General features: G+C 69.5%; 22 protein-coding genes. 5 read left to right on the forward strand and 17 right to left on the reverse strand.

Going from position 1 to position 19371, the window contains the following annotated elements; all coding sequences use genetic code 11:
* Position 1: 1 nt before the first annotated feature.
* On the reverse strand, positions 2 to 961 hold the full coding sequence (locus E5P3_RS28780) for an MBL fold metallo-hydrolase (protein ID WP_162589073.1): 960 nt from the start codon (positions 959 to 961) through the stop codon (positions 2 to 4).
* Positions 962 to 1085: 124 nt separating this feature from the next.
* On the opposite strand from E5P3_RS28780, the gene E5P3_RS28785 reads away from it, so the two are divergent.
* Positions 1086 to 1910, forward strand: coding sequence for an IclR family transcriptional regulator (locus E5P3_RS28785; protein ID WP_162589074.1), 825 nt, complete (start codon positions 1086 to 1088; stop codon positions 1908 to 1910).
* Positions 1911 to 1920: 10 nt separating this feature from the next.
* On the opposite strand, the gene E5P3_RS28790 is transcribed toward E5P3_RS28785, so the two are convergent.
* From E5P3_RS28790 to tsaB, 11 genes are all read right to left on the reverse strand, one after another.
* Positions 1921 to 2424, reverse strand: coding sequence for a GFA family protein (locus tag E5P3_RS28790; RefSeq protein ID WP_162589075.1), 504 nt, complete (start codon positions 2422 to 2424; stop codon positions 1921 to 1923).
* A gap of 45 nt (positions 2425 to 2469) precedes the next feature.
* A complete protein-coding gene (locus tag E5P3_RS28795; protein ID WP_232073359.1) occupies positions 2470 to 2925 on the reverse strand; it encodes a YiiD C-terminal domain-containing protein in 456 nt (151 codons plus the stop codon).
* A complete protein-coding gene (locus E5P3_RS28800; protein WP_162589077.1) occupies positions 2922 to 3269 on the reverse strand; it encodes a GFA family protein in 348 nt (115 codons plus the stop codon). The genes E5P3_RS28795 and E5P3_RS28800 overlap by 4 nt, the downstream gene beginning before the upstream one ends.
* 61 nt (positions 3270 to 3330) lie before the next feature.
* Positions 3331 to 3648 (reverse strand): CcdB family protein, encoded by a 318-nt coding sequence (locus E5P3_RS28805; protein ID WP_162589078.1) that lies wholly within the window; start codon positions 3646 to 3648, stop codon positions 3331 to 3333.
* A 12-nt stretch (positions 3649 to 3660) separates the two neighbouring features.
* Positions 3661 to 3930, reverse strand: a complete 270-nt coding sequence (locus E5P3_RS28810) for a type II toxin-antitoxin system prevent-host-death family antitoxin (protein WP_162589079.1) — start codon at positions 3928 to 3930, stop codon at positions 3661 to 3663.
* An 88-nt stretch (positions 3931 to 4018) separates the two neighbouring features.
* A complete protein-coding gene (locus E5P3_RS28815; protein WP_162589080.1) occupies positions 4019 to 5488 on the reverse strand; it encodes a DUF1501 domain-containing protein in 1470 nt (489 codons plus the stop codon).
* Positions 5489 to 5498: 10 nt separating this feature from the next.
* Entirely contained in the window at positions 5499 to 7361 is a 1863-nt protein-coding gene (locus E5P3_RS28820; protein ID WP_162589081.1) for a DUF1800 domain-containing protein, read from the reverse strand.
* Positions 7362 to 7537: 176 nt separating this feature from the next.
* A complete protein-coding gene (gene pyrF, locus E5P3_RS28825) occupies positions 7538 to 8362 on the reverse strand; it encodes an orotidine-5'-phosphate decarboxylase (protein ID WP_162589082.1) in 825 nt (274 codons plus the stop codon).
* Positions 8363 to 8396: 34 nt separating this feature from the next.
* Positions 8397 to 9146 (reverse strand): uracil-DNA glycosylase family protein, encoded by a 750-nt coding sequence (locus E5P3_RS28830; protein WP_162589083.1) that lies wholly within the window; start codon positions 9144 to 9146, stop codon positions 8397 to 8399.
* A 10-nt stretch (positions 9147 to 9156) separates the two neighbouring features.
* On the reverse strand, positions 9157 to 9735 hold the full coding sequence (gene rimI / locus E5P3_RS28835) for a ribosomal protein S18-alanine N-acetyltransferase (RefSeq protein WP_162589084.1): 579 nt from the start codon (positions 9733 to 9735) through the stop codon (positions 9157 to 9159).
* 183 nt (positions 9736 to 9918) lie between these two features.
* Positions 9919 to 10620: a tRNA (adenosine(37)-N6)-threonylcarbamoyltransferase complex dimerization subunit type 1 TsaB gene (gene tsaB / locus E5P3_RS28840; RefSeq protein WP_162589085.1), complete on the reverse strand. Its 702-nt coding sequence runs from the start codon at positions 10618 to 10620 to the stop codon at positions 9919 to 9921.
* Between the two features lie 77 nt (positions 10621 to 10697).
* On the opposite strand from tsaB, the gene dacB reads away from it, so the two are divergent.
* Both dacB and E5P3_RS28850 read left to right on the forward strand, forming a co-directional pair.
* Entirely contained in the window at positions 10698 to 12128 is a 1431-nt protein-coding gene (gene dacB, locus E5P3_RS28845) for a D-alanyl-D-alanine carboxypeptidase/D-alanyl-D-alanine endopeptidase (RefSeq protein WP_162589086.1), read from the forward strand.
* A 128-nt stretch (positions 12129 to 12256) separates the two neighbouring features.
* Positions 12257 to 13594: a lipase family protein gene (locus tag E5P3_RS28850; protein WP_162589087.1), complete on the forward strand. Its 1338-nt coding sequence runs from the start codon at positions 12257 to 12259 to the stop codon at positions 13592 to 13594.
* Between the two features lie 55 nt (positions 13595 to 13649).
* On the opposite strand, the gene E5P3_RS28855 is transcribed toward E5P3_RS28850, so the two are convergent.
* The 3 genes from E5P3_RS28855 to purE are packed head-to-tail and all read right to left on the reverse strand — an operon-like array spanning position 13650 to position 16369.
* Positions 13650 to 14651 carry an L-threonylcarbamoyladenylate synthase gene (locus E5P3_RS28855; protein ID WP_162589088.1) on the reverse strand — a complete coding sequence of 334 codons (1002 nt, stop codon included), beginning with the start codon at positions 14649 to 14651 and terminating at the stop codon, positions 13650 to 13652.
* 9 nt (positions 14652 to 14660) lie between these two features.
* Positions 14661 to 15830 (reverse strand): 5-(carboxyamino)imidazole ribonucleotide synthase, encoded by a 1170-nt coding sequence (locus tag E5P3_RS28860; RefSeq protein ID WP_162589089.1) that lies wholly within the window; start codon positions 15828 to 15830, stop codon positions 14661 to 14663.
* Positions 15827 to 16369, reverse strand: a complete 543-nt coding sequence (gene purE / locus E5P3_RS28865) for a 5-(carboxyamino)imidazole ribonucleotide mutase (RefSeq protein ID WP_162589090.1) — start codon at positions 16367 to 16369, stop codon at positions 15827 to 15829. The genes E5P3_RS28860 and purE overlap by 4 nt, the downstream gene beginning before the upstream one ends.
* Before the next feature lie 36 nt (positions 16370 to 16405).
* Here purE and E5P3_RS28870 point away from each other — a divergent pair, with 36 nt between their 5' ends.
* Entirely contained in the window at positions 16406 to 17326 is a 921-nt protein-coding gene (locus tag E5P3_RS28870) for a tetratricopeptide repeat protein (RefSeq protein WP_162589091.1), read from the forward strand.
* 158 nt (positions 17327 to 17484) lie between these two features.
* Positions 17485 to 17925: an META domain-containing protein gene (locus E5P3_RS28875; RefSeq protein ID WP_162589092.1), complete on the forward strand. Its 441-nt coding sequence runs from the start codon at positions 17485 to 17487 to the stop codon at positions 17923 to 17925.
* A 12-nt stretch (positions 17926 to 17937) separates the two neighbouring features.
* Here the strand turns inward: E5P3_RS28875 and E5P3_RS28880 are convergent, their stop codons facing one another.
* Both E5P3_RS28880 and E5P3_RS28885 read right to left on the reverse strand, forming a co-directional pair.
* The gene (locus E5P3_RS28880; protein WP_162589093.1) at positions 17938 to 18591 is read right to left on the reverse strand and encodes a Crp/Fnr family transcriptional regulator; all 654 of its coding nucleotides are present in this window, start codon (positions 18589 to 18591) and stop codon (positions 17938 to 17940) included.
* 74 nt (positions 18592 to 18665) lie between these two features.
* Positions 18666 to 19328, reverse strand: a complete 663-nt coding sequence (locus tag E5P3_RS28885; RefSeq protein WP_162589094.1) for a helix-turn-helix transcriptional regulator — start codon at positions 19326 to 19328, stop codon at positions 18666 to 18668.
* Positions 19329 to 19371: the final 43 nt, after the last annotated feature.

The following is a 19371-nucleotide window of genomic DNA, read 5'->3' on the forward strand; positions in this document are numbered from 1 at the left end:
CTCAGCCTTCCAGGGCCTTCCACATCTCGACGTCCCGCTCGGCCGTCCACACGCGCGGATCGCGGTGGCCCGAGGCTTCGTCGTAGGCGCGGCTCACGTCGAAGGGCATGCAGTGGTCGAAGATCACCCACTGGCTGTACTTCGGCTTCAGCTTCGCGTAGGTCTCCTGGTACACGGCGTTGAGGTCGCGCCCGGCCTTCACGCCGGCCTGCACGCTCTCGTAGACATCGGCGATGAAGCTGCGTGTGCCGGCCAGGCCCTTGGCCACCTCTTCGGGCGTGGTGAGCGCGGCGCCGCGACCGGGCACCAGCGCCTTGGGGCCCAGCGCGGCGATGTTGTCCAGCGTCTTGGGCCAGTCCTGGAAATAGGCGTCGCCGGCATAGGGCGTGGCGTCGAACTCGACCAGGTCGCCCGACAGCAGGGCCTTCTCGCCCGGCAGCCAGACCACGGTGTCGCCCTTGGTGTGGCCGCGGCCGAGCTGGATCAGCTGGACTTCCAGCTTGCCCAGCCACACGGTCATCTTGCCGCTGAAGGTGATGGTGGGCCAGGTCATGCCCGGGGGCACGGTCTCGACGTTCTGGAACAGGCGCGGGAAGCGCCCGATCTCGCTGGCCTTGTCGGCCTCGCCGCGCTCCACGATCAAGTCGTAGGTGTCCTGGCTGGCCAGGATTTCCTGCGGCTTGTAGGCGCTCGCACCAAGCACGCGCACCGCGTGATAGTGCGTGAGCACCACGTACTTGATGGGCTTGTCGGTCACCTCGCGGATGCGGCGGACCACGTCGGCCGCCATGGCGGGCGTGGCCTGCGTGTCGGCCACCAGCACGGCGTCGTCGCCGATGATGATGCCGGTGTTGGGGTCGCCCTCGGCGGTGTAGGCCCAGGCGTGCTCGGAGATCTGGCTGAAGGTGATCTTCTTTTCTTCCAGGTCGGCCTGGCTGGCGAAAACCTTGGTCTGGCTCATCGGGGGTCTCCTTATGAGAATTCGTCTAAGTTGAACTGATTCGCAGGGAACGAACGAAGCGCAGTGTAGTCCGGCTTTCCGTTCATGTCTAATGCCTTCTGCATGAACAAACGCCAGGACGGTCATGGCCACTGACAACAGCGATCGCGCGCAGCGCGGCATCCAGAGCATCGAGGTAGGCGGCCAGCTGCTGCGCGCACTGGTGCACCACGGCCGGCCGATGGCGCTGAAGGACCTGGCCCGGGAGGCCGAGATGTCGCCCGCCAAGGCGCATCCCTACCTGGTCAGCTTCAGCCGGCTCGGGCTGATCGAGCAGGACCGCGCCAGTGGCCACTATCTGCTCGGTCCGCTCGCCTTGCAACTGGGGCTGATCAGCCTGCAGCAGGCCGATCCGGTGCACGTCGCCACGCCGCTGGTGGCGGGACTGGCGCAGGAGATCGGCCACACCACGGCGATCGCGGTGTGGGGCGACCGCGGCGCCACCATCGTGCGGGTGGCCGAATCGCCGGCCGCCCTGCATGTGAGCATGCGGCACGGCACGGTGTTCTCGCTGACCAGTACCGCGTCGGGCCGGCTGTTCGCCGCCTACCTCGACACCGAGGTGGTCAAGCGCATGCTGGAGAAGGAGCGGCGGCGCGAGAAAGGCAGCGCCCGGCCGGAGCGCCACGTGGGCATGCCGCCCGCGCCGCCGCTGCCGGACTGGAAGGCCTTCGAGACGCAGCTGCACGCGGTGCGCGAACACGGCATGAGCCGCTCCGACGGCGAGATCGTGCCTGGGGTGAGCGCGATGTCGGCGCCGGTGTTCGACCACACGGGCGCGATCGCGCTGGCGATCACGGCGATCGGGACCACGGCGGTCTTCGATACCAGCTGGGAGGGGCCGGTCGCGCAGGCGCTGAAGCGCTGCGCCGGCGAGGTCTCGCAGCGGTTGGGCGCGGCGCGGCGCTGAGGGGCCGGCCTCAGCCGCCGGTGGCGGCGGCCCGCGCGGCCTTCAGCGCCCTGCCGCGCTCCAGGCTGTCGGCCGGCCACTGCTCCGCGCTGCGGTAGTACTCGGGCACCGCGGGCACGCCGGGCGGCAGCTGCACCCAGGGCTGCTTGGACGTCGTAAAGATGTGGATGTCGGGCGGCAGGTGGTCGGGCATGTCGAGCGTGCCGACGCGCACGAAGCACACCGCCTCGCCGGCGCCGGCGTAGTGGCTCCAGAGCGCGACCCGGCAGTGCGGGCAGCGCGCGATCTTCTGGCCCTTGCCGCTCAGCGAGGGCGTGAGCACCAGCTCGGGCTCGCCCTGCAGCCGCTGCAGGCGGTCGGCCTCGATCATCGCGTTGAGGGCGAAGGCGCTGCCGGTCTCGCGCTGGCACCAGCGGCAATGGCAGCAGTGGACGAAGAGCGGCCGCGTTGTCATGCGGTAGCGCACGGCCCCGCAGGTGCAGCCGCCTTCGATCGGGTAGGAAGGGGTAGTCATGGTCGGCGTACTGTCGTGCGGCGGTCGACGGAAGGCAACTTGGCTTCAGGCCGCCAGGGCGCCCAGCGCCACGAATTCGCCTTCGAGTCGGCCGACTTCGCGGCCGTCCTGCTCCAGCACCGCTGCGACCGCGATGCGCCCCCGACCCTTGCGCGTCAGCATGCGCAGAAAGGCCGGCCAGGTCTGGGCCTCTTCGGGTATGAAGGATCGCGCCGTGAAGTCCCCGGTGATGGGCAGCCCATAGTCCATGCGGTTGCGCTGGATCACCAGCCGGCTCGCGATGCCGGCACGCTGAAGCCGGGTGTGCAGCAGCGACCACGCGGCGAGGATGGCTACTGCCGAGGCGCTGCCGCCGAACACTGTCTCGCGGTGGTTGATGTTGGGCGCCAGCGGTGCCGCGAGCAGCACGGCCGAATCGTCGGCCGTCAGCACGCTCACCTGCATGGCCTTCGACAGCGGGATGTGTGCGTGCAGATAGGCCTCGAGCTCGCGGGGGCTCACTTCGAGCGCCCGTCGAAATGCTGCACCGGGACCGATTCGAGATCGATACCCTCGAGGCATCGGATGTTGATGGCCGCCATCTTGTTGCCCTTGGGATCGGTGCCCTCGCCGAAGGGATGGATGCCGCACACCGGGCAGAAGCGGTGCGAGATCACGTGCTTGTTGAACAGGTAGGTGCTCATGTCCTCGGGCGGGGTCTTGAGCACGAGCTTCTCGTGTGGCACGAACCACAACAGCGAGCCCTTGCGCTGGCACATCGAGCAATTGCACGCCATCGCGCCCTGGATCTCGCCCTCGACTTCGAACGCGATCCGGCCGCAATGACAGCTGCCTGTGTATTTCATCGGAGTCTCCTTTGAAAATGCGGCCCTCAGTATGGCAGTGCCTCGTGCCGCACTCCTTGGGTCAAATACCGCTGATGACGGCGTCGATGGCGCCGGCAAGCGCGCTGGCCTCCAACTTCAAGTTGCCTTTGGGAGAGCCCAGATCCCTGATGCGAATCGGCGCAGCCATGTGCGGCAACGCGACCAACGTTTCACCCCCCCAATGCAGGGCGGGGCAAAGGACACGTGGCAAAGCGGGCGGCATGTGCTTGCGAAGCGCCAGCGGAACCACCAGCCGTGTCGTAAGTGCGGACAGCAGATCACTCTGGATGTCGACAATCCACGGGATGTCGGCGCGTTGATGCTTCGATGGATTGGGGTAGACGTCGAACTGGGCCATGCCGGCGTCAAGCTACCAAGGCCTGAACTCTTCGCCAAAGACACCAATGCGCTCCACCAGATCGTTCTGGGACGCAATCCACTCCTTGTAGGTGCCGTTGAAATCGCGACGACGCTTTGCCATCGACTTCTGCTGTTCGGCCGCTTCAAGTTCAGCAAAACGGGCCGCCGAGACGATCACGCCGGCAACGCGGTCGTTCTTCATGATGTGCACGGGCTCGCGCTCAGCTTGCCCCAGGTAGTAGCCGAATCGGTTCTTGGCTTCAGTCGCTGTCACTTGCATGGTTGGCCCCTTCTGATAGCCATTTTAGCTAACCATCGAGGCAATTCCACACTTGCCTGTCGACACTCGGTTCGACGGAGCCGACGCCTCAAACCATGAACCCGATGTTCTTCGGGTAATTGATCCCGTTCACGTTCCCGCCGAAGTTCCTGAGATTCGGCAGGATGTTCTCCAGGCTGCCGGCGGGCACGCCGAACCAGCTCGCCAGCGTGGCACCGTACTGGTCGACCGAGGTCGAGGGGATCAGCCGCCCCTGCCCCACATGGCCCTCGTAGCCCGGCAGCTTCGAGTCGTTGTTGATGCTGACGACCTGCGGCGTGCCATAGATCTGCTTGCCCTTCACGGCACCGCCGACGACGAAATGGTGGCCACCCCAGCCATGGTCCGAGCCGTCGCCGTTGGAGGCCAGGGTCCGGCCGAAATCGGAGGCCGTGAAAGCCGTGACCTTGTCGGCCAGGCCGAGCGCGACCGTCTCGCGGTAGAAGGCCGCCAGGGCGTCGCTCAGCTGCTTCATCAAGCCGGGCTGGTTGGCGATCAGGTTGTCGTGCAGGTCGAAGCCGCCCATCGAGACGAAGAACACCTGCCGCCGGGTGCCCAGCGTGGCGCGGCCGCGGATGAGGCGCGCGACCATCGCGAGCTGCCGGCCGAGCCCGGTGTCCGGGAAGGTGCCCGCCGCGTAGGCGGCGCCGATGGCCGAGGTGATGCTGCCTTCGGCGTCGACCGCGCGCTTCGTGATCCTGTTGTATTCGTTCTCCAGCGCATGGCCGCGCGCCTGCTGCACGAGCTGCGCCATCGCGGCCTTGACCGAGCTCGAGCCGTACACGTTGCCACCCGTCACGCTGCCGATCCTGACCGCGCCGCCTGTGCTGACCTGGTACTGCAGCGCCGCGTCGCCCGAGAGGAACACCGCGTTGCCCGCGACCGACATGCAGGTGAACAGCGCGTTGCTGTTCTGCGTGAGCACCAGGTCGCCGATGTTGCCGCCCCAGCCCACGGTCGAGCCCTCGGGCGAGGAGGACTGCCACGTCGATTGCTGGTCGTTGTGCGAGAACAGCTTCGGCGGCTGCGGGTAGAGCTTCTTGTTGCTGTTGTTGAACTGGGCGCGCGTGAGCGGCACGACCAGCGGGCCCACGTTGAGCTGCACCGCCATCCTGCCGTCGGTGTTGAAGAGGCCTGCCAGCGCGGTCATGGCCGGGTGCAGCGCATACTGCCGCCCCTCGGCCAGGGGCGTGCTCGGGCTGAGCAGCGTCGGCGCGAGATCGGCCTTGGCCAGCGCGACGCCACCGGCGGCCTGGCCGGCGGCGCCGCCGCGGATCGCGCTGTAGGCGTTGTAGCTGGGGTCGTCGTAGGTGACGACGGTGTTGGCGTAGTCGTTGCCGCCGAACAGGAAGACGCACACCAGCGCCTTGTAGTCGTCGCCGGGGGCCGCCTGCGCGGCCGCCTCGCCGATGGCGGCGAGGTTGAGCGCGAAGGGCAGCGCGCTGCCGGCGATGGCGAGCTGGCCCGAGCGGCGCAGGAAGGCGCGGCGGGTATGGGCCTGGGGATCGATCAGGTGCATCGCGCGTTCCTTATTTCTGGACCAGGTAGCCCGGCGCGGCCATCACCATGAGCACGGCGGCGTACACCCGGTTGTTCTTGAGGGTGTCGCTGCTGGTCGCGGTGACGGCCGGCGTGGCCAGGGCGTTGGTGATCAGCTCGACGGTGCCGGCGTCGAGCTGGTTGGCCGCCATCAGCAGGTTGAGGCGGCGCACCAGCGCGGCCGGATCGAGCACCAGCGCCTTCTCGGCGGCGTAGCTCGCGATCACGTCCCTGCCATTGAAGCCGTTGGGCACCACGTTCTGCATGAAGTTGAGATAACCGCCTACGCTGGTCTCGTTGACCAGTTGGAACTCGGGCGCGACCAGCTTGGCATCCGCCATCGCGCTGGACGGCGGCACATAGCCGGGGCGGAAGAAGTTGAAGACCGAGGGCGAGCGCAGCGGGCTCTGGCCCAGCGAGCTCGCCGCGTCGGAGCGGTTGCCGATCTTCCAGGTGCCGGCCGCGGAGCCGGCGCCGAAGGTGCGCCCCCACTGCACCAGCCGCAGCATCGGCTCGCGCAGGTGGCCAAAGTTCGGGTCCGCGAGACCCGCGGGGCTGCGCGCCTCGTTGTCGAGCAGCACTGCGGCGAACACGCTCTTCATGTCGCCGCGCACGCCGGCGCCGTTGTCGGCGAAGACATCGGACACGCGCTTCACGTAGGCCGCGCTCGGGTTGCTGGTGACCAGGCGCTGGATCAGTTGCCGGCCAATGAAGGGCCCGACATTGGAATGGTTGAACAGCGTGTCCAGCGCGATCTTGAGCGCGGCCTTGCCCTCGGTGTTGGCGGGCACGGTGGTGCCGAGGAACCTGGCCTCCAGCATCGAATGGCGCGAGGCAGTGAGCGCCATGGGCCGCTGGGTCCAGGCATTGCTCTCGATGGTGTAGCTCTCGCCCGGCGGCGTGAAGGCGTTGCGCTCGGCGGCGGGGATGTCGAGGTCGTAGCCGGTGAACACGCGTGCCAGGCTGGTGACGTCGTCCTGCGCGTAGGTCTCCAGGGGTGTGCCGTCGGCGCCGGCCTTGACCGAGCCGTCGGCATTGAGCTGGTAGAGGCCGATGCTCATGAGCTGCATGACCTCGCGCGCGTAGTTCTCGTCCGGCTGGCGGCCCTGGGCGTTCTCCTTCTGGTTGCCCTTGGTGTTGAGGTAGTAGCCCATCGCGGGGTTGAGCGTCACGTTCTCCAGCAGCTGGCGGAAGTTGCCGGTGACGCCCGCGACCAGCATGTCCCAGTACTGGGCGAACATGTAGGCAGTCCAGTTGGAGCTGATGTCGTTGGCCGAGACCACGAAGATCTCGGAAAGGGCCAGCGCCAGGCGCTTGCGTACGCCGTCGGCCGAGGTCATGAGCTGGTTCCAGATCATGTCGTCTGTGTTGACGGCGCCGTGGGGCTTGCTCGCGATCCACGCCCAGCCGGTCTGCGTCGGCGCCCGGTCCATCTGCTCACCGAGCCAGGGCAGGTAGCCCTGGGCGCGCACCGCGGCGATCTCGGCCTCGGAGGCGGAGAACTGGGCCTGCAGCAGGAAGCGCGCAGCCTCGTCGTCGGTCTTGGCCTGGCTGTAAACGTAGGTTTGTGCGCTCGGCGTGCTGGCCAGGGGGGTCAGGGTGCCGGCCTGGACCGTGTCGCCGCTGCTGCCACCGTTGTTGCCGATGCCCAACCCGGCGAAACCGCCGCCACCGCCACCGCCACCGCCACCGCCGCAGGCCGCGAGCGCCGCCGCGGCGGCCAGCGCAGCCGACAGCGGCAGGGGGTTGCGCAGTCCGGTCGTGGCCGCTGGGCTGCTTTCTGCAAACGCTTCAGGCGCGCGCAGCGGCTCGTCGATCGCTCCGGCGCGATCGGTCGCTAGATCTTCCACCATGATGTCCTCGCTCCTCGGCGCATGGCGCCGTGGCCTCCAAGGCAAGTGCCATGCCGGCCCCTGACCGTCCGCAGCGAGCCCTAAAAGGCGAGGAATATCGACAACAATTGTTCCGAAATGTGACTTTTTTGGTCACCGGACACAATTGATACCTGTCGGCACCGACGAGGACGGTTTCAGTTCTTGGCTTGCTCGAGTCGGTCGCGAGTACGAATGGCCTCGTCCCGTGCGGCCTTGGCGAAGTCCTCGCCGGCCGACGCGTAACAAATGGCGCGCGAGGAACTGACCACGATCGGCGCATCGGCGCGCCAGCCAGCGCGCACCGTGGCGATCGCATCGCCGCCCTGGGCGCCGATGCCGGGAATCAGGAGCGGCACGGTCGGCGCCAGCGCGCGAACTCGCTCGATCTCGGCCGGATAGGTGGCACCGACCACCAGGCCCAGCTGCCCGTTCAGGTTCCAGGGGCCCTGCACCAGCTTCGCGATGTGTTCATACAGGAAGGGCTGCCCTTCCACGCCGGCGAGGCGCTGGGCCTGCAAGTCGTCGCCGCCCGGATTGCTGGTGCGGCACAGCAGGAAGGCGCCCTTGCCTTCGTGGCGCAGGTAGGGCTCGACCGAATCGAAGCCCATGAAGGGCGAGAGCGTGACAGCATCGGCGCCGTAGCGCTCGAAGGCCTCGCGTGCGTACTGCTCGGCGGTGGAGCCGATGTCGCCGCGCTTGGCGTCGAGGATCACCGGCACGTGGGGAGCGTTGCGGCGCAGGTGCTCCATCAGCTTTTCGAGCTGATCCTCGGCGCGGTATGCGGCGAAGTAGGCGATCTGCGGCTTGAAGGCGATCACCAGGTCGGCCGTGGCGTCGACGATGGCGGCACAGAAGTCGTAGATCTTGCCGGCGTCGCCCTTCAGCCGGGCGGGGAACCTCGCGGGTTCGGGGTCGAGGCCCACGCACAGCAGCGAGCCGTTGCGGCGCTCGGCGGCGCGCAGCTTGTCCAGGAAGATCATGGGGCGGAATTCTAGGCGCCGACCCGGCAAGCGCTCAGTTCGGCGTCGGCGGCAACTGCGCGGCGGCCAGGCACAGGTCGGCCCAGGCGCGCGCCTTGTCGGCCGGATTGCGCAGCAGGTAGGCCGGGTGGTAGGTCACGACGACGGGGACCTTCTCCCACCCCGGCATGGCGACGCGCGCGGGCTGGCCCCGCAGCCGCCCGAGCGGCTCGCCGCTTTGCAGCAGGCTCTGCGCGGCCAGCGGTCCCATCGCCAGCACCACCTGCGGCGCCGGCGCCGCATCGGCCAATCCCTCGGCGATGGGACGCGGGCTGCCCGGCTGGCCCGAGGCCACGCCGCGGTGAGTGCGCATCAGGCGCACGGGCGCGGCGCCGCCATGCAGTTGCAGCGCGCGCAGCATGGCCTCGAACAGGCGGCCGGCATCCCCGGAGAAGGGCTCGCCATGGCGGCCGTCGAGCTCGGGCGGCATGTCGGCGACGATCAGCCAGCCGCCCTCCGTCTCGGGGCCGTAGAGATGGCGGGTGGCCTCGATCAGCACGCTCGCGCCGGAGGGCGCGGCCGACGGGCGGGCCGCGGCAGGGGGCGCGGAGATCGGCGGCGGCGCCGGCACCACGGCGCGGACGGCCACCGGCGCAGCGACGGCTTCCTCGGTTGCGCTGTGCGGGGCAGGCGCCTCCACCGTCACCGGCGTGCCGACAGGCGCCGCGGCGGGCCACCAGAGCTTGATGCCCATCTCGTCGAGCATCGCGCGCTGCCGCGCGTCCAGGTTCAGCGTACCGTTCATGTCTTGTCTTCTATTTCAAGCTGCCCCAGGCGCTGCTGGATTCATTGAGGCGCAGGCTCATCACCACCGCGTCCTCGCGTGCATGGCCGTCGGCCGGGTAGTAGCCCTTGCGCATGCCCACGCGCCGGAAGCCGTGGCGCTCGTAGATGGCCAGTGCCCGCAGGTTGCTGGCCCGCACCTCGAGCCAGAGCCACTGCGCGTTCTGGCCGCGCGACCAGCCCGACAGCGCCTCCAGCATCAGCGGCGCCCAGCCCTGGCCCTGGAAGGCCGGCGCCACGGTGATGTTGAGGAGGTGCACCTCGTCGACGCCCTTCATGGCGACGAAATAGCCGATCAGCGTCTCGACGCCGGCCTGCGCGGCCCGCCGGCCCCAGAGCGCGCGTGGCCGCCGCGCCGTCGCGGCCTCGTCGGGCACGGCGGCCGGGGCCACCAGGCATTGGCAGTGGTAGCCGGCGATCATCGAGTCGCTGAAGTTGGCCGGCGTCCAGGGGTGGGTGTAGGCGCTGCGTTCGATCGCGCACACGGCCGGGATCCGCTCGAGCGTGATCGGTTCGAGGCGGGCTTCACGTGGCTGAAGGACTGCGCTCATTGGATAACCTCCGCCCTGCGGGCTGCGGTGCTATTCGCCTTCGGAGCGGCCGTGCGGCTCATTGGAGTACCTCCGCCTTCGGCTGCGGTGCTATTCGCCTTCGGAGCGGCCGTGCGGCTCATTGGAGTACCTCCGCCTTCGGCTGCGGTGCTATTCGCCTTCGGAGCGGCCGTGCGGCTCATGTCAGCTGATGGGTTGCGGGGCCGCCTTGAGGGCAGCGCGCTCTTGCGTGGTTTGTGCGACTTTATCGCGAACATACAGCGGCCACGCCTGCGCTGGCGCGACTGCCCGCCCGGCAGCAAGCAATCCAGGGGCCAGCCTCAGCATCGCCTCGGCGGCGGGGAGCGCCTCGTGACGTGCCGCGGCGGCCGGCAGGCGCTCGCCGTAGGCGGCGAAGACATTCCCCGCAAGCGCCCAGCCCGGCGGCACTTGCACCTGCTCGGGCGCCAGCAGCCGCGGCTCGGCGTCGCTCAGCGCGGGCTGCTCGAAATCGTAGTGCGCGACATAGAGCTCATCCATGCGCGCGTCGAGCAGCGCGACCATGCGCGCGGCGCCGAAGCGGTGGCGCGCCTCCTCCGCCACCGCGTGCAGCGTGTCGACCGGCAGCAACGGGACACCGGCGCCGAAACCCAGCCCCTGTGCGACCGAGCAGGCGGTGCGCAAGCCGGTGAAGGACCCGGGGCCCCGCCCGAAGGCGATGGCGTCGAGCTCGGCCATGGCCAGGCCGGCTTCGGCGAGCAGTTCCAGGATCAGCGGGATCAGGCTGCTGGAGGCCTGGGCGCCGCCGGGGCCGGTGCGCGAGACCAGGCGCTCGCCATGGCGCACCGCGACCGACATCCACTCGGTGCTGGTGTCGAAGGCCAGGAGCTTCGTTTGTGCAGGCATCGCGCGATTATCCCGGGGGCGGCCATGCGCCGCGCCGTCCGGGGCCTCTGCGGGTCGACGCTCTGGATAATCGCGCGATGCCTCCCGCCCCGAAGCCCCTGGCGCAGCGCGCCGTCCGCCTGTTCATCCTGGTCGCCGCACTGGCTTCGGCGCCCGCGCTGGCCCAGCCCCTTCCGGCCGACGTAGAGGCCGCGCTGGCCCGCGCCCGGGTGCCGCGCGACGCCGTCACGATGCTGGTGGCCGACGCCGATGGCGTGCGCCCGCCGCGGCTGGCCTGGCGCACACAGGTGCCGGTGAATCCGGCCTCGGTCATGAAGCTGGTCACCACCTACGCCGCGCTCGACCTGCTGGGGCCGGCCTTCACCTGGAGCACGCCGGTATACGTCGACGGGCCGGTACGGGACGGCGTGCTGGCCGGCAATCTCTACATCCAGGGCCAGGGCGATCCCAAGCTGGTCCTGGAGCGCCTTTGGCTGCTGCTGCGCCGCGTGCAGGGGCTGGGCATCCACACCATCACCGGCGACATCGTGCTGGACCGCAGCGCCTTCGAGGTGGCCGACATCGATCCGGCCGCCTTCGACGGCGAGGGCCAGCGGCCGTACAACGCCGCGCCCGATGCGCTGCTGATCAATTTCAAGTCGGTGGTCATGACCTTCCAGCCGAACCGCGACGGGCAGACAGCGCAGGTCAACTTCGAGCCCTTCCTGAGCGGCGTGAGCACACCCTCCACGGTGCCGCTTTCGGCCGGCGAATGCGGCGACTGGCGTGCCGCGCTGGCGCCGGCCTTCGGCGATCCGGCGCGCATGGGCTTTGCGGGCAGCTACCCCGCGGCCTGCGGCGAGAAGACCTGGGCGGTGGCCTATGCGGACCCGCGCAGCTATGCGATGCGCGCCGTCGGCGGGACGTGGGCCGAGATGGGGGCCCGGCTGAAGGGCCAGGTGCGCGAGGGCCCCGTGCCGCGCGGCCTCAAGCCGGCCTTCGTGTTCGAGTCGCCGCCGCTGGCCGAGGTGGTGCGCGACATCAATAAGTACAGCAACAACGTGATGGCGCAGCAGTTGTTCCTCACGCTCGGCCTGCAGCAGAAGCGGCGCGGCACGCTGGAAGGCGCGCGCGCGACGCTGCGCCAGTGGTGGAACGATCGCGTCGGCACCGGCGAAGGCCAGCCCGTGTTCGACAACGGCTCGGGCCTGTCGCGCGAGGAGCGCATCAGCGCGGCGGCGCTCGCGAAGATGCTGCAGGTGGCCTGGCGCTCGGCGCTGATGCCCGAGCTGGTGTCCTCGCTGCCGGCCATGGGCGTGGACGGCACGCTGCGCAAGCGCGTGCTGCGCCTCGGCGGCGCGGCCCACCTGAAGACCGGGAGCCTTCGCGACTCGGCGGGCATCGCTGGCTACGTGCACGGCGCCAGCGGCCGGCGCTGGGTGGTGGTCGCGATCGCGAACCACGGCAGCGCGGGCGCCGCGCGGCCGGCCTTCGATGCGCTGGTCGACTGGGCGGCGCAGGACAACTGAATGCGCAGTCGCCCAGGTGACCCGGGCACATCGGCGGCTCGGGGTTTCCCTTGTCTTGCCTGGGCCAGGGCAAGCCTAGGATCGTGCGCGCCTCTCACGCCTCCACAACACACACCACGGAGACCCGCATGAAATGTCTGCACCTTCTGAGCGCCGTCCTGACGGCCAGCCTGCTGGCTGCCTGCGGCGGCGGCGGCGATGGCGGCGGTGGCTTCGCTTTCATCGGGTCCGGGACCGGCACCGGCTTGCTGAAGGAACCGCCGGTCATCGTGGCCTCGCTCAGCACGGCGCAGATCGACGCCGGCACCGCGCAGAGCGGCCTCCAGGCGCTCAGCGGCAAGGCCAGGTGCGACGTCAACGTGGTCTCGCTCAACTACAGCACCGTGGGCCCGAAGGGCGAAGCCACCAACGCCTCCGGCGTGCTGCTGATGCCGGCCGGGGCCTGCGCCAACGCCGCGCCGCTCGTGGCCTACGCCAAGGGCACGGATGTGCAGAAGCCGCGCACGCTGGCCAATCCGCAAGACTCGGAGACCTTCTTGCTGAGTGCGATGTACGCAGCCCAGGGCTATGCGGTGGTCGCCACCGATTACCTGGGCTACGCCAAGTCCACCTTTCCGTACCACCCCTACCTGCATGCCGACTCGGAGGCGCGCACGGTGCTCGACTCGGTGCGGGCAGCGCGTGCCGCGGTGGCGAGCGCAGGAGGCTCGCTGTCGGGCAAGGTGATGTTCAGCGGCTACTCGCAGGGGGGCCATTCCTCGATGGCTGCGCACCGTGCGGCCGAGCGCGACAACCCCTTGGAGTTCAACGTGGTGGCTGGCGCACACATGGCGGGGCCCTACAACCTCTCGGGCTCCTTCAAGCTAACGCAGGCGGTCGCGGGCTACCAGTTCTTCGTGCCTTTCATCGTCAACTCGTACCAGAAGGTGTACGGGGACGTCTACACCGACGTGAACACGGTCTACAAGCAGCCCTATGCCGGCTACATCGAGAACCTGCTGCCCAGCCCGACGCTGAACTACACCACGCTGGTGACCAGTGGCAGCCTGCCCGGCGCCAACGGCGAGACGCCGAACCAGGTGCGCGATGCGCTGTTCCAGGAAGCCTTCCTCACGGACGTCCAGACCAACCCGAACAACGCGCTCTTCCTCGATGCCAGGAAGAACGACCTGCTCGGCTGGAGTCCGCGCGCGAAGACGCTACTGTGCGGCGGCGCCGGCGATCCGACCGTGCCGCCGGCGGTGCACATGGTGCCGGCGAAGGCGGACTTCGATGCGCGCGGCGTGACCACGGTCACGACGGTGGACGTGGATGCGCAGATCCAGGCGACCTACGGCCCCGGCGGCAAGGCGCCGACCGATCCGGCCACGCCAGCCTACGCGACCTACTTCGGCGCCTACCACGGCACCTACGAGCCGCCCTTCTGCCACGTGCGCGCACGGGCCCTGTTCGACACGGTGAAGTAGCGCGAGGGGCTCAGAAGGTGTGATGAGCGGCCACGGCGGGTTCGTTCACACCTTCTCAGGCGGCGGCGCGCTGCAGCCTGTCGCGAACGCCTTCCCACTCCGGGTCGGCGGGTGGCGTCTCTACCCAGATCAGCTTGACGCCTTCGGCATCGAAGGTGCGCAGCATCGCGAACAGCTGCTGGGCGGCGGTCGCGGCATCGTCGGGCATGCGCCGCAGCAGCACGCGCTGCGAACGGCACTTGAGCGGGCTGCGCGACCATACGGCCAGGTGCGCGGCGTTGGCGCCGAGCACGTCGAGGCCGGCCTGCAGCGCCTTGGCGTCCATCAGCCTCAGCTTGGCGCTGGGCGCGTAGTGCGCCTCCAGCGTGCCCGAGGCGCGCGGATCGGGCGCCGCCAGCTCGTGCCTGTCGCGCAGCGACTCGCCGCAGGCAGCCTCGATCTGCGCGCGGGTGATCGCGCCGGGGCGCAGCAGCACCGGCTGGCCGCGGCTGCAGTCGACGATGGTCGATTCGATGCCCACCTCGCAGGGGCCGCCGTCGATCACCAGCAGCGCGTCGCCGAACTCCTGCTGCACATGGAGGGCGGTCGTGGGGCTCACGCGGCCGAAGCGGTTCGCGCTCGGCCCCGCAACGCCGGGCACGCCTTGCTCGGCACAGGCGACCAGCAGGGCCTGCGCGACGGGATGGGCGGGGCAGCGCAGGCCGACGGTGTCCTGCCCACCGGCCGCGGCGGCGGCGACGCCGGGCTGGCGCGTGACGATCAACGTGAGCGGACCGGGCCAGAAGGCCTGGACCAGCTTCTGCGCGAAGGGCGGCAGCGGCTGGGCGAAGCGCGACAGCGACTCCGTGCCCTTGACGCCAGCCGCCACATGGACGATCAGCGGATGGTTGCGGGGCCGGCCCTTGGCCGAGAAGATGCCCGCGACCGCATCGTCGCTCGTCGCGTCGGCGCCGAGGCCGTAGACGGTTTCGGTCGGGAAGGCGACCAGGCCGCCGGCGCGCAGGACGCGAGTGGCTTCCTGGATGGCTTCGGGCGAATGGCCGTCGCGAATTGTCATCGCGCTTGGTTATTCGGAGAGAGGAATCGGCAGGCCCAGCAGCGCGGCGGCGAAATCGGCCGTGCTGCGGATCGCCTCGATGTCCTCGCCGGTGATGGTGAGATGGCCCATCTTGCGGCCGCGGCGCGCGTCGGCCTTGCCATAGAGGTGCAGGTGCGTGCCCGGGAGCGCCAGCACGTCGGCCCAACGCGGCTGGACGGCCTTGGGTTCATCGTCCGGGAACCAGAGGTCGCCCAGCAGGTTCAGCATCACCGCAGGGCTGTGCTGGCGCGGCGGATTCAGGGGCAGGCCGGCAAGGGTGCGCACCTGCAGCTCGAATTGAGAGACGTCGCAGGCATCCAGGGTCCAGTGGCCGCTGTTGTGCGGGCGCGGCGCCATCTCGTTGACCACCAGGGCCCCATCGGCCAGCACGAAGAACTCGACGCACAGCACGCCCACGTACTGGAGGCCTTCCGCGATCGCGACGGCCGACTCGATGGCCAGCCGCGCGGCCGCATCGGGAATGTTGTTCGCATGCACCTCGGTCACCGCGAGGATGCCACCGCGGTGCAGGTTGCGTTGCGGCGGGAAGTGCACGATCTGGCCGTCGTACCCGCGCGCAACGATGACCGAGCACTCGAAGTCCAGCGGCAGCAGCTTCTCGAGCACGCAGGGCACCTGGCCAGCGCGGTCCCAGGCGGCGGCCAGTTCGTCGCGGGTGTCGACACGCTGCTGGCCCTTGCCGTCGTAGCCGAGGCGCGCGGTCTTGAGGATGCCCGGCAGCAGGTTCGGCGGCACGAGCACGACCTGCTCGGCCGACTCGATGACCGCGTAGGGCGCGCAGTCCACGCCGCAGCCCACGAAGTGGCTCTTCTCGCGCACGCGGTCCTGCGCGATCGACACCGCGGTAGCGCCGGGCCGCACGGGCCGGGCCACCGCGAGATGTTCCAGCGAGGCGGCCGGCACGTTCTCGAACTCGGTGGTGATGGCATCGGCCAGGCCGGCGAGCCGCGCGAGGCCGTCGACGTCGGCGAAGTCGGTGTGGATGTGATGATGGCTCACGCGGCCGGCGGGGCTGTCGGCATCGGGGTCGAGCACCGCTGTGAGATAGCCCATGCGCTGGGCCGCGTGCACGAACATGCGGCCGAGTTGGCCGCCGCCCACCACGCCGAGCGTGGCGCCGGGCAGGATGGCGGTCACAGTGCTCCTCCGCCCTGGGGCGAGAACGGGGACACCGCCGGCGCCTCGGGCGGGGGCAGCGTCATCGATTGCGCCGCTTCGGTCTGCCTGGCGCGGAAGGCGTCGAGCCGCTCGCGCAGCGCCGGGTCGCCCACGGCCAGCATCGCGATCGCGAACAAGGCGGCGTTGGCCGCGCCGGCGTTGCCGATCGCGAAGGTCGCGACCGGCACGCCCTTGGGCATCTGCACGATGCTGTAGAGCGAATCCACGCCCTGCAGGTGCCGGCTCGCCACCGGCACGCCCAGCACCGGCACCGTGGTCTTGGCCGCCAGCATGCCCGGCAGGTGGGCCGCCCCGCCGGCGCCGGCGATGATAGCCGCCAGGCCGCGCGCGGCGGCCTTCTCGGCGTAGGCGAACAGTTCGTCGGGCATTCGGTGCGCGGAGACCACCCGAGCCTCGTGGGCGATGCCGAATTGCTGGAGAATCTCGACCGCGTTGCGCATCGTCTCCCAATCGGAGTTCGAGCCCATCACGACGCCGACCTGTATGGCTTGCTTCATGGTTTCAATTTTACGTTTCACCCCCAGCTTCCCGCGATGATCGACATCACCCTCGAAAACTTCCAGACCGAGCTGATCGACGGCTCGATGACCACCCCGGTGCTGCTCGACATCTGGGCCGAGTGGTGCGGCCCCTGCAAGCAGCTCGGGCCGGTGCTCGAAAAGCTGGAGGCCGAGTATGGCGGGCGTTTCACGCTGGCCAAGCTCGACGCCGACAAGGTGCCCCAGATTTCCCAGCAGCTCAGCCAGATGTTCGGCGTGCGCAGCATCCCGTTCTGCGTGATGTTCAAGGACGGCCAGCCGATCGACGGCTTCGTCGGCGCGATTCCCGCCGAACAGATCCGCGCTTTCCTCGACAAGCATGTGCCGGGCGAGGACGAACTCGAGGCCGCCGAGCACGAGGAGGCCGCGCAGGACGCGCTGGCCGAGGGCGACACCGAGGGCGCGCTCGAACGGCTGCAACATGCGGTCGCCACCGACCCGTCCAACGACGACGCGCGCTTCGACTACATCAAGCTGCTGCTCCAGGAAGGCCGCACCGACGATGCCAAGGTGGCCTTCGCGCCGGTGATTGCCAAGGCGCCGGCAGTGCGCCGATTGGACGCCCTGCAGCGCTGGATGGATGCGAACGACTTCGCGGCACCGGCGACGGGCGCGGCGCCGGCGATCGCCGATGCCGAGGCGCGTATCGCCGCCAACAAGCGCGACTTCCAGGCCCGCTTCGACCGGGCGCGCCTGCTGATGGCCGCGCAGCGCTGGACCGAGGCGATGGACGAGCTGCTCGAGATCCTGATGCGCGACAAGAACTGGAACGAGGAGCTGGCGCGCAAGACCTACATCGCGATCCTCGAGATCATCGAGCCGCCCAGGCCCAAGGTGGCAGACGGCCAGATCCCGCCGGACGATCCGACGGTGGCAACATATCGGCGCCGGCTCAGCAGCGTGGTGCTGAGCTGAAGCACGGACCAGACTCGTCGATGTCGCATCCATGTGAGCGCAGGCTTGGTCTCTCGTTGTTGACGATGCGGCCGGGCCGGGCGGGGGCGGCGTTGGCGCGCTGAACGGGCTCGCATACGATTGGCGGGTTTCGACATGTTGCAAAGGAAAGTCCGGCCATGCGCTTCCTCTTCTTGACGACGGTTCTGTCCGCATCCCTGCTGGCGGGCGGCTGCGGCAGCGGCATCAACCTCGACGAGCCGATCGAAGGGCCGGTCTGGCAGCTGGAGCAGCTCGGCAGCGAACTGATCGAGCCGAGCAGTGATCCGCGGCGCAACGCCCAGATCCAGTTCGACCGGAGCAGCGGAAGGGTGACCGGCTCGGGCGGCTGCAACCGCGTCACCGGCACCTACGAACGCAGCGGCAGCACGCTCAGGGTGCGGCAGCTGGGCGCGACGCGCATGGCCTGCCCCAACGAGGCGAGCACCATCAACGAGACCCAGTTCTTCGCGGCGCTGCAGGCCACCGCCAGCTACCGGCTGCAGGGGATGTCGAGGCTCTCGCTGCTGGACGCGAGCGGGCGAACGGTCGCGACCTTGAGCAACGGCGGAGCACGTTGAGCCCCGCCCGGCTCACCATTTGGCCGGTAGGGGCTTGAGTAGGACCAGTCGCCGCCCGAGCGCCGCCACGTAGCCGCCGCTCTCCAGATCCTTCAACAGCCGGCTCACCATCTCGCGCGAGCATCCGATTTCGCTGGCGATCGCCTGGTGGGTCAGCCGCTCCATCTGCAGGGTGCCGTCAGGCTGCGGCTGCGATCGGTCCTCCAGCAGCGCCCGCAGCCGGCTGTAGACATCGAGCAAGGCCATGCTTCTGGCGCTCTCGGTAGCCAGTCTTGCGCGCCGGATCAACCGCATGATGAGCTCGCGCGCCAATTCCGGGTCGAGCGCCAAATGCCGGAGCATGGTCTCGCGCGTCACCACCACGCACACCGTCGGCCTCACGGCCTGAACGCTGGCTGAGCGAGGGCCGCCGTCGAGCGACATCTCGCCCACATACTCGCCCGGCCCGTGCAGGCCCAGGGTCACCTCGCGCCCGCGCGTATCGGAGACGAAGGCGCGCAGCTGGCCCGAAAGCACGATGTAGACGGAGCCGCCCTGGTCGCCCTCCTCGATGAGCATGGCGTGGGCCCGGTAGCGGCGCTGCGCGCCGAGCGCGGCGAGCTTCTGGAGCGGCGGCGGCAGTTCGGCAAGGGGGTCGGCGCGGGGTGCAGCGGGCGTCGGCGGCATGCGCGGACTATACGGCCCGCACCCCCTGCGATGGGATCGCCGACGCGACGGGCAAGCCGCTGCGCGCCCTGCCCTCAGCCTTGCCCTGCCAGCCGCAGCGAAGACACGATCTGGGGCATGCGCGACAGCTCACGGACGATCTCGCGGACGCTGCCGCGGCCGGTCTTCTGCCGCACGTTCTTGATGTGGGTGCGCACGGTGGAGACGCGGATGCCCTGCTCGCAGGCGATCTCCTGGGCGCCGCGGCCCGCGCACAGCTGCGTCAACACGGCCTGCTCCGCCGGCGTCAGGCGCTTGGCACGGGCGAACATCTGCACGGTGAGCGTCTCGCAGTTGGAACGCCGGCTGCAGATGATCAGCACCGCGTCGACCCTCGCGCTGCCATGTGCCAACGGCACGAAGGCCAGCGAGAGCGTCTCGCCCTCGGGATCGAGCTCCACGATGCTGCGGCAGTCGCGCTCCGCGTCCTTCAGCGCCTGGCGCAGCTTGGCCTGCGAGGCAGGCAGCGCGGCACACAGCAGGCCATCGACCGTCCGCAGCGCGCGGCCGCCCGCCAGCTCGCGTCGCGCGGGCTGGTTGGCATGCAGGACGCGACCGCTCAGGTCGACGAGCAGCAGGCCATGGTCGATCTCGTCGAGCGCGCGCGCCAGCAGGGCGGCCTGCAGCGCATCGGACGCCGGGGCTCCGGCGCGGGCTTCGTCCTGGGGGGCGGGCAGTTCGGCAATCGTCGCGTTCATGGCACTTTCCTCATCCGTTGGAATGAGGACAAGTGTGTGAAAT

The organism is Variovorax sp. RA8, from assembly GCF_901827175.1.
In the GTDB taxonomy this organism is placed as follows: domain Bacteria; phylum Pseudomonadota; class Gammaproteobacteria; order Burkholderiales; family Burkholderiaceae_C; genus Variovorax.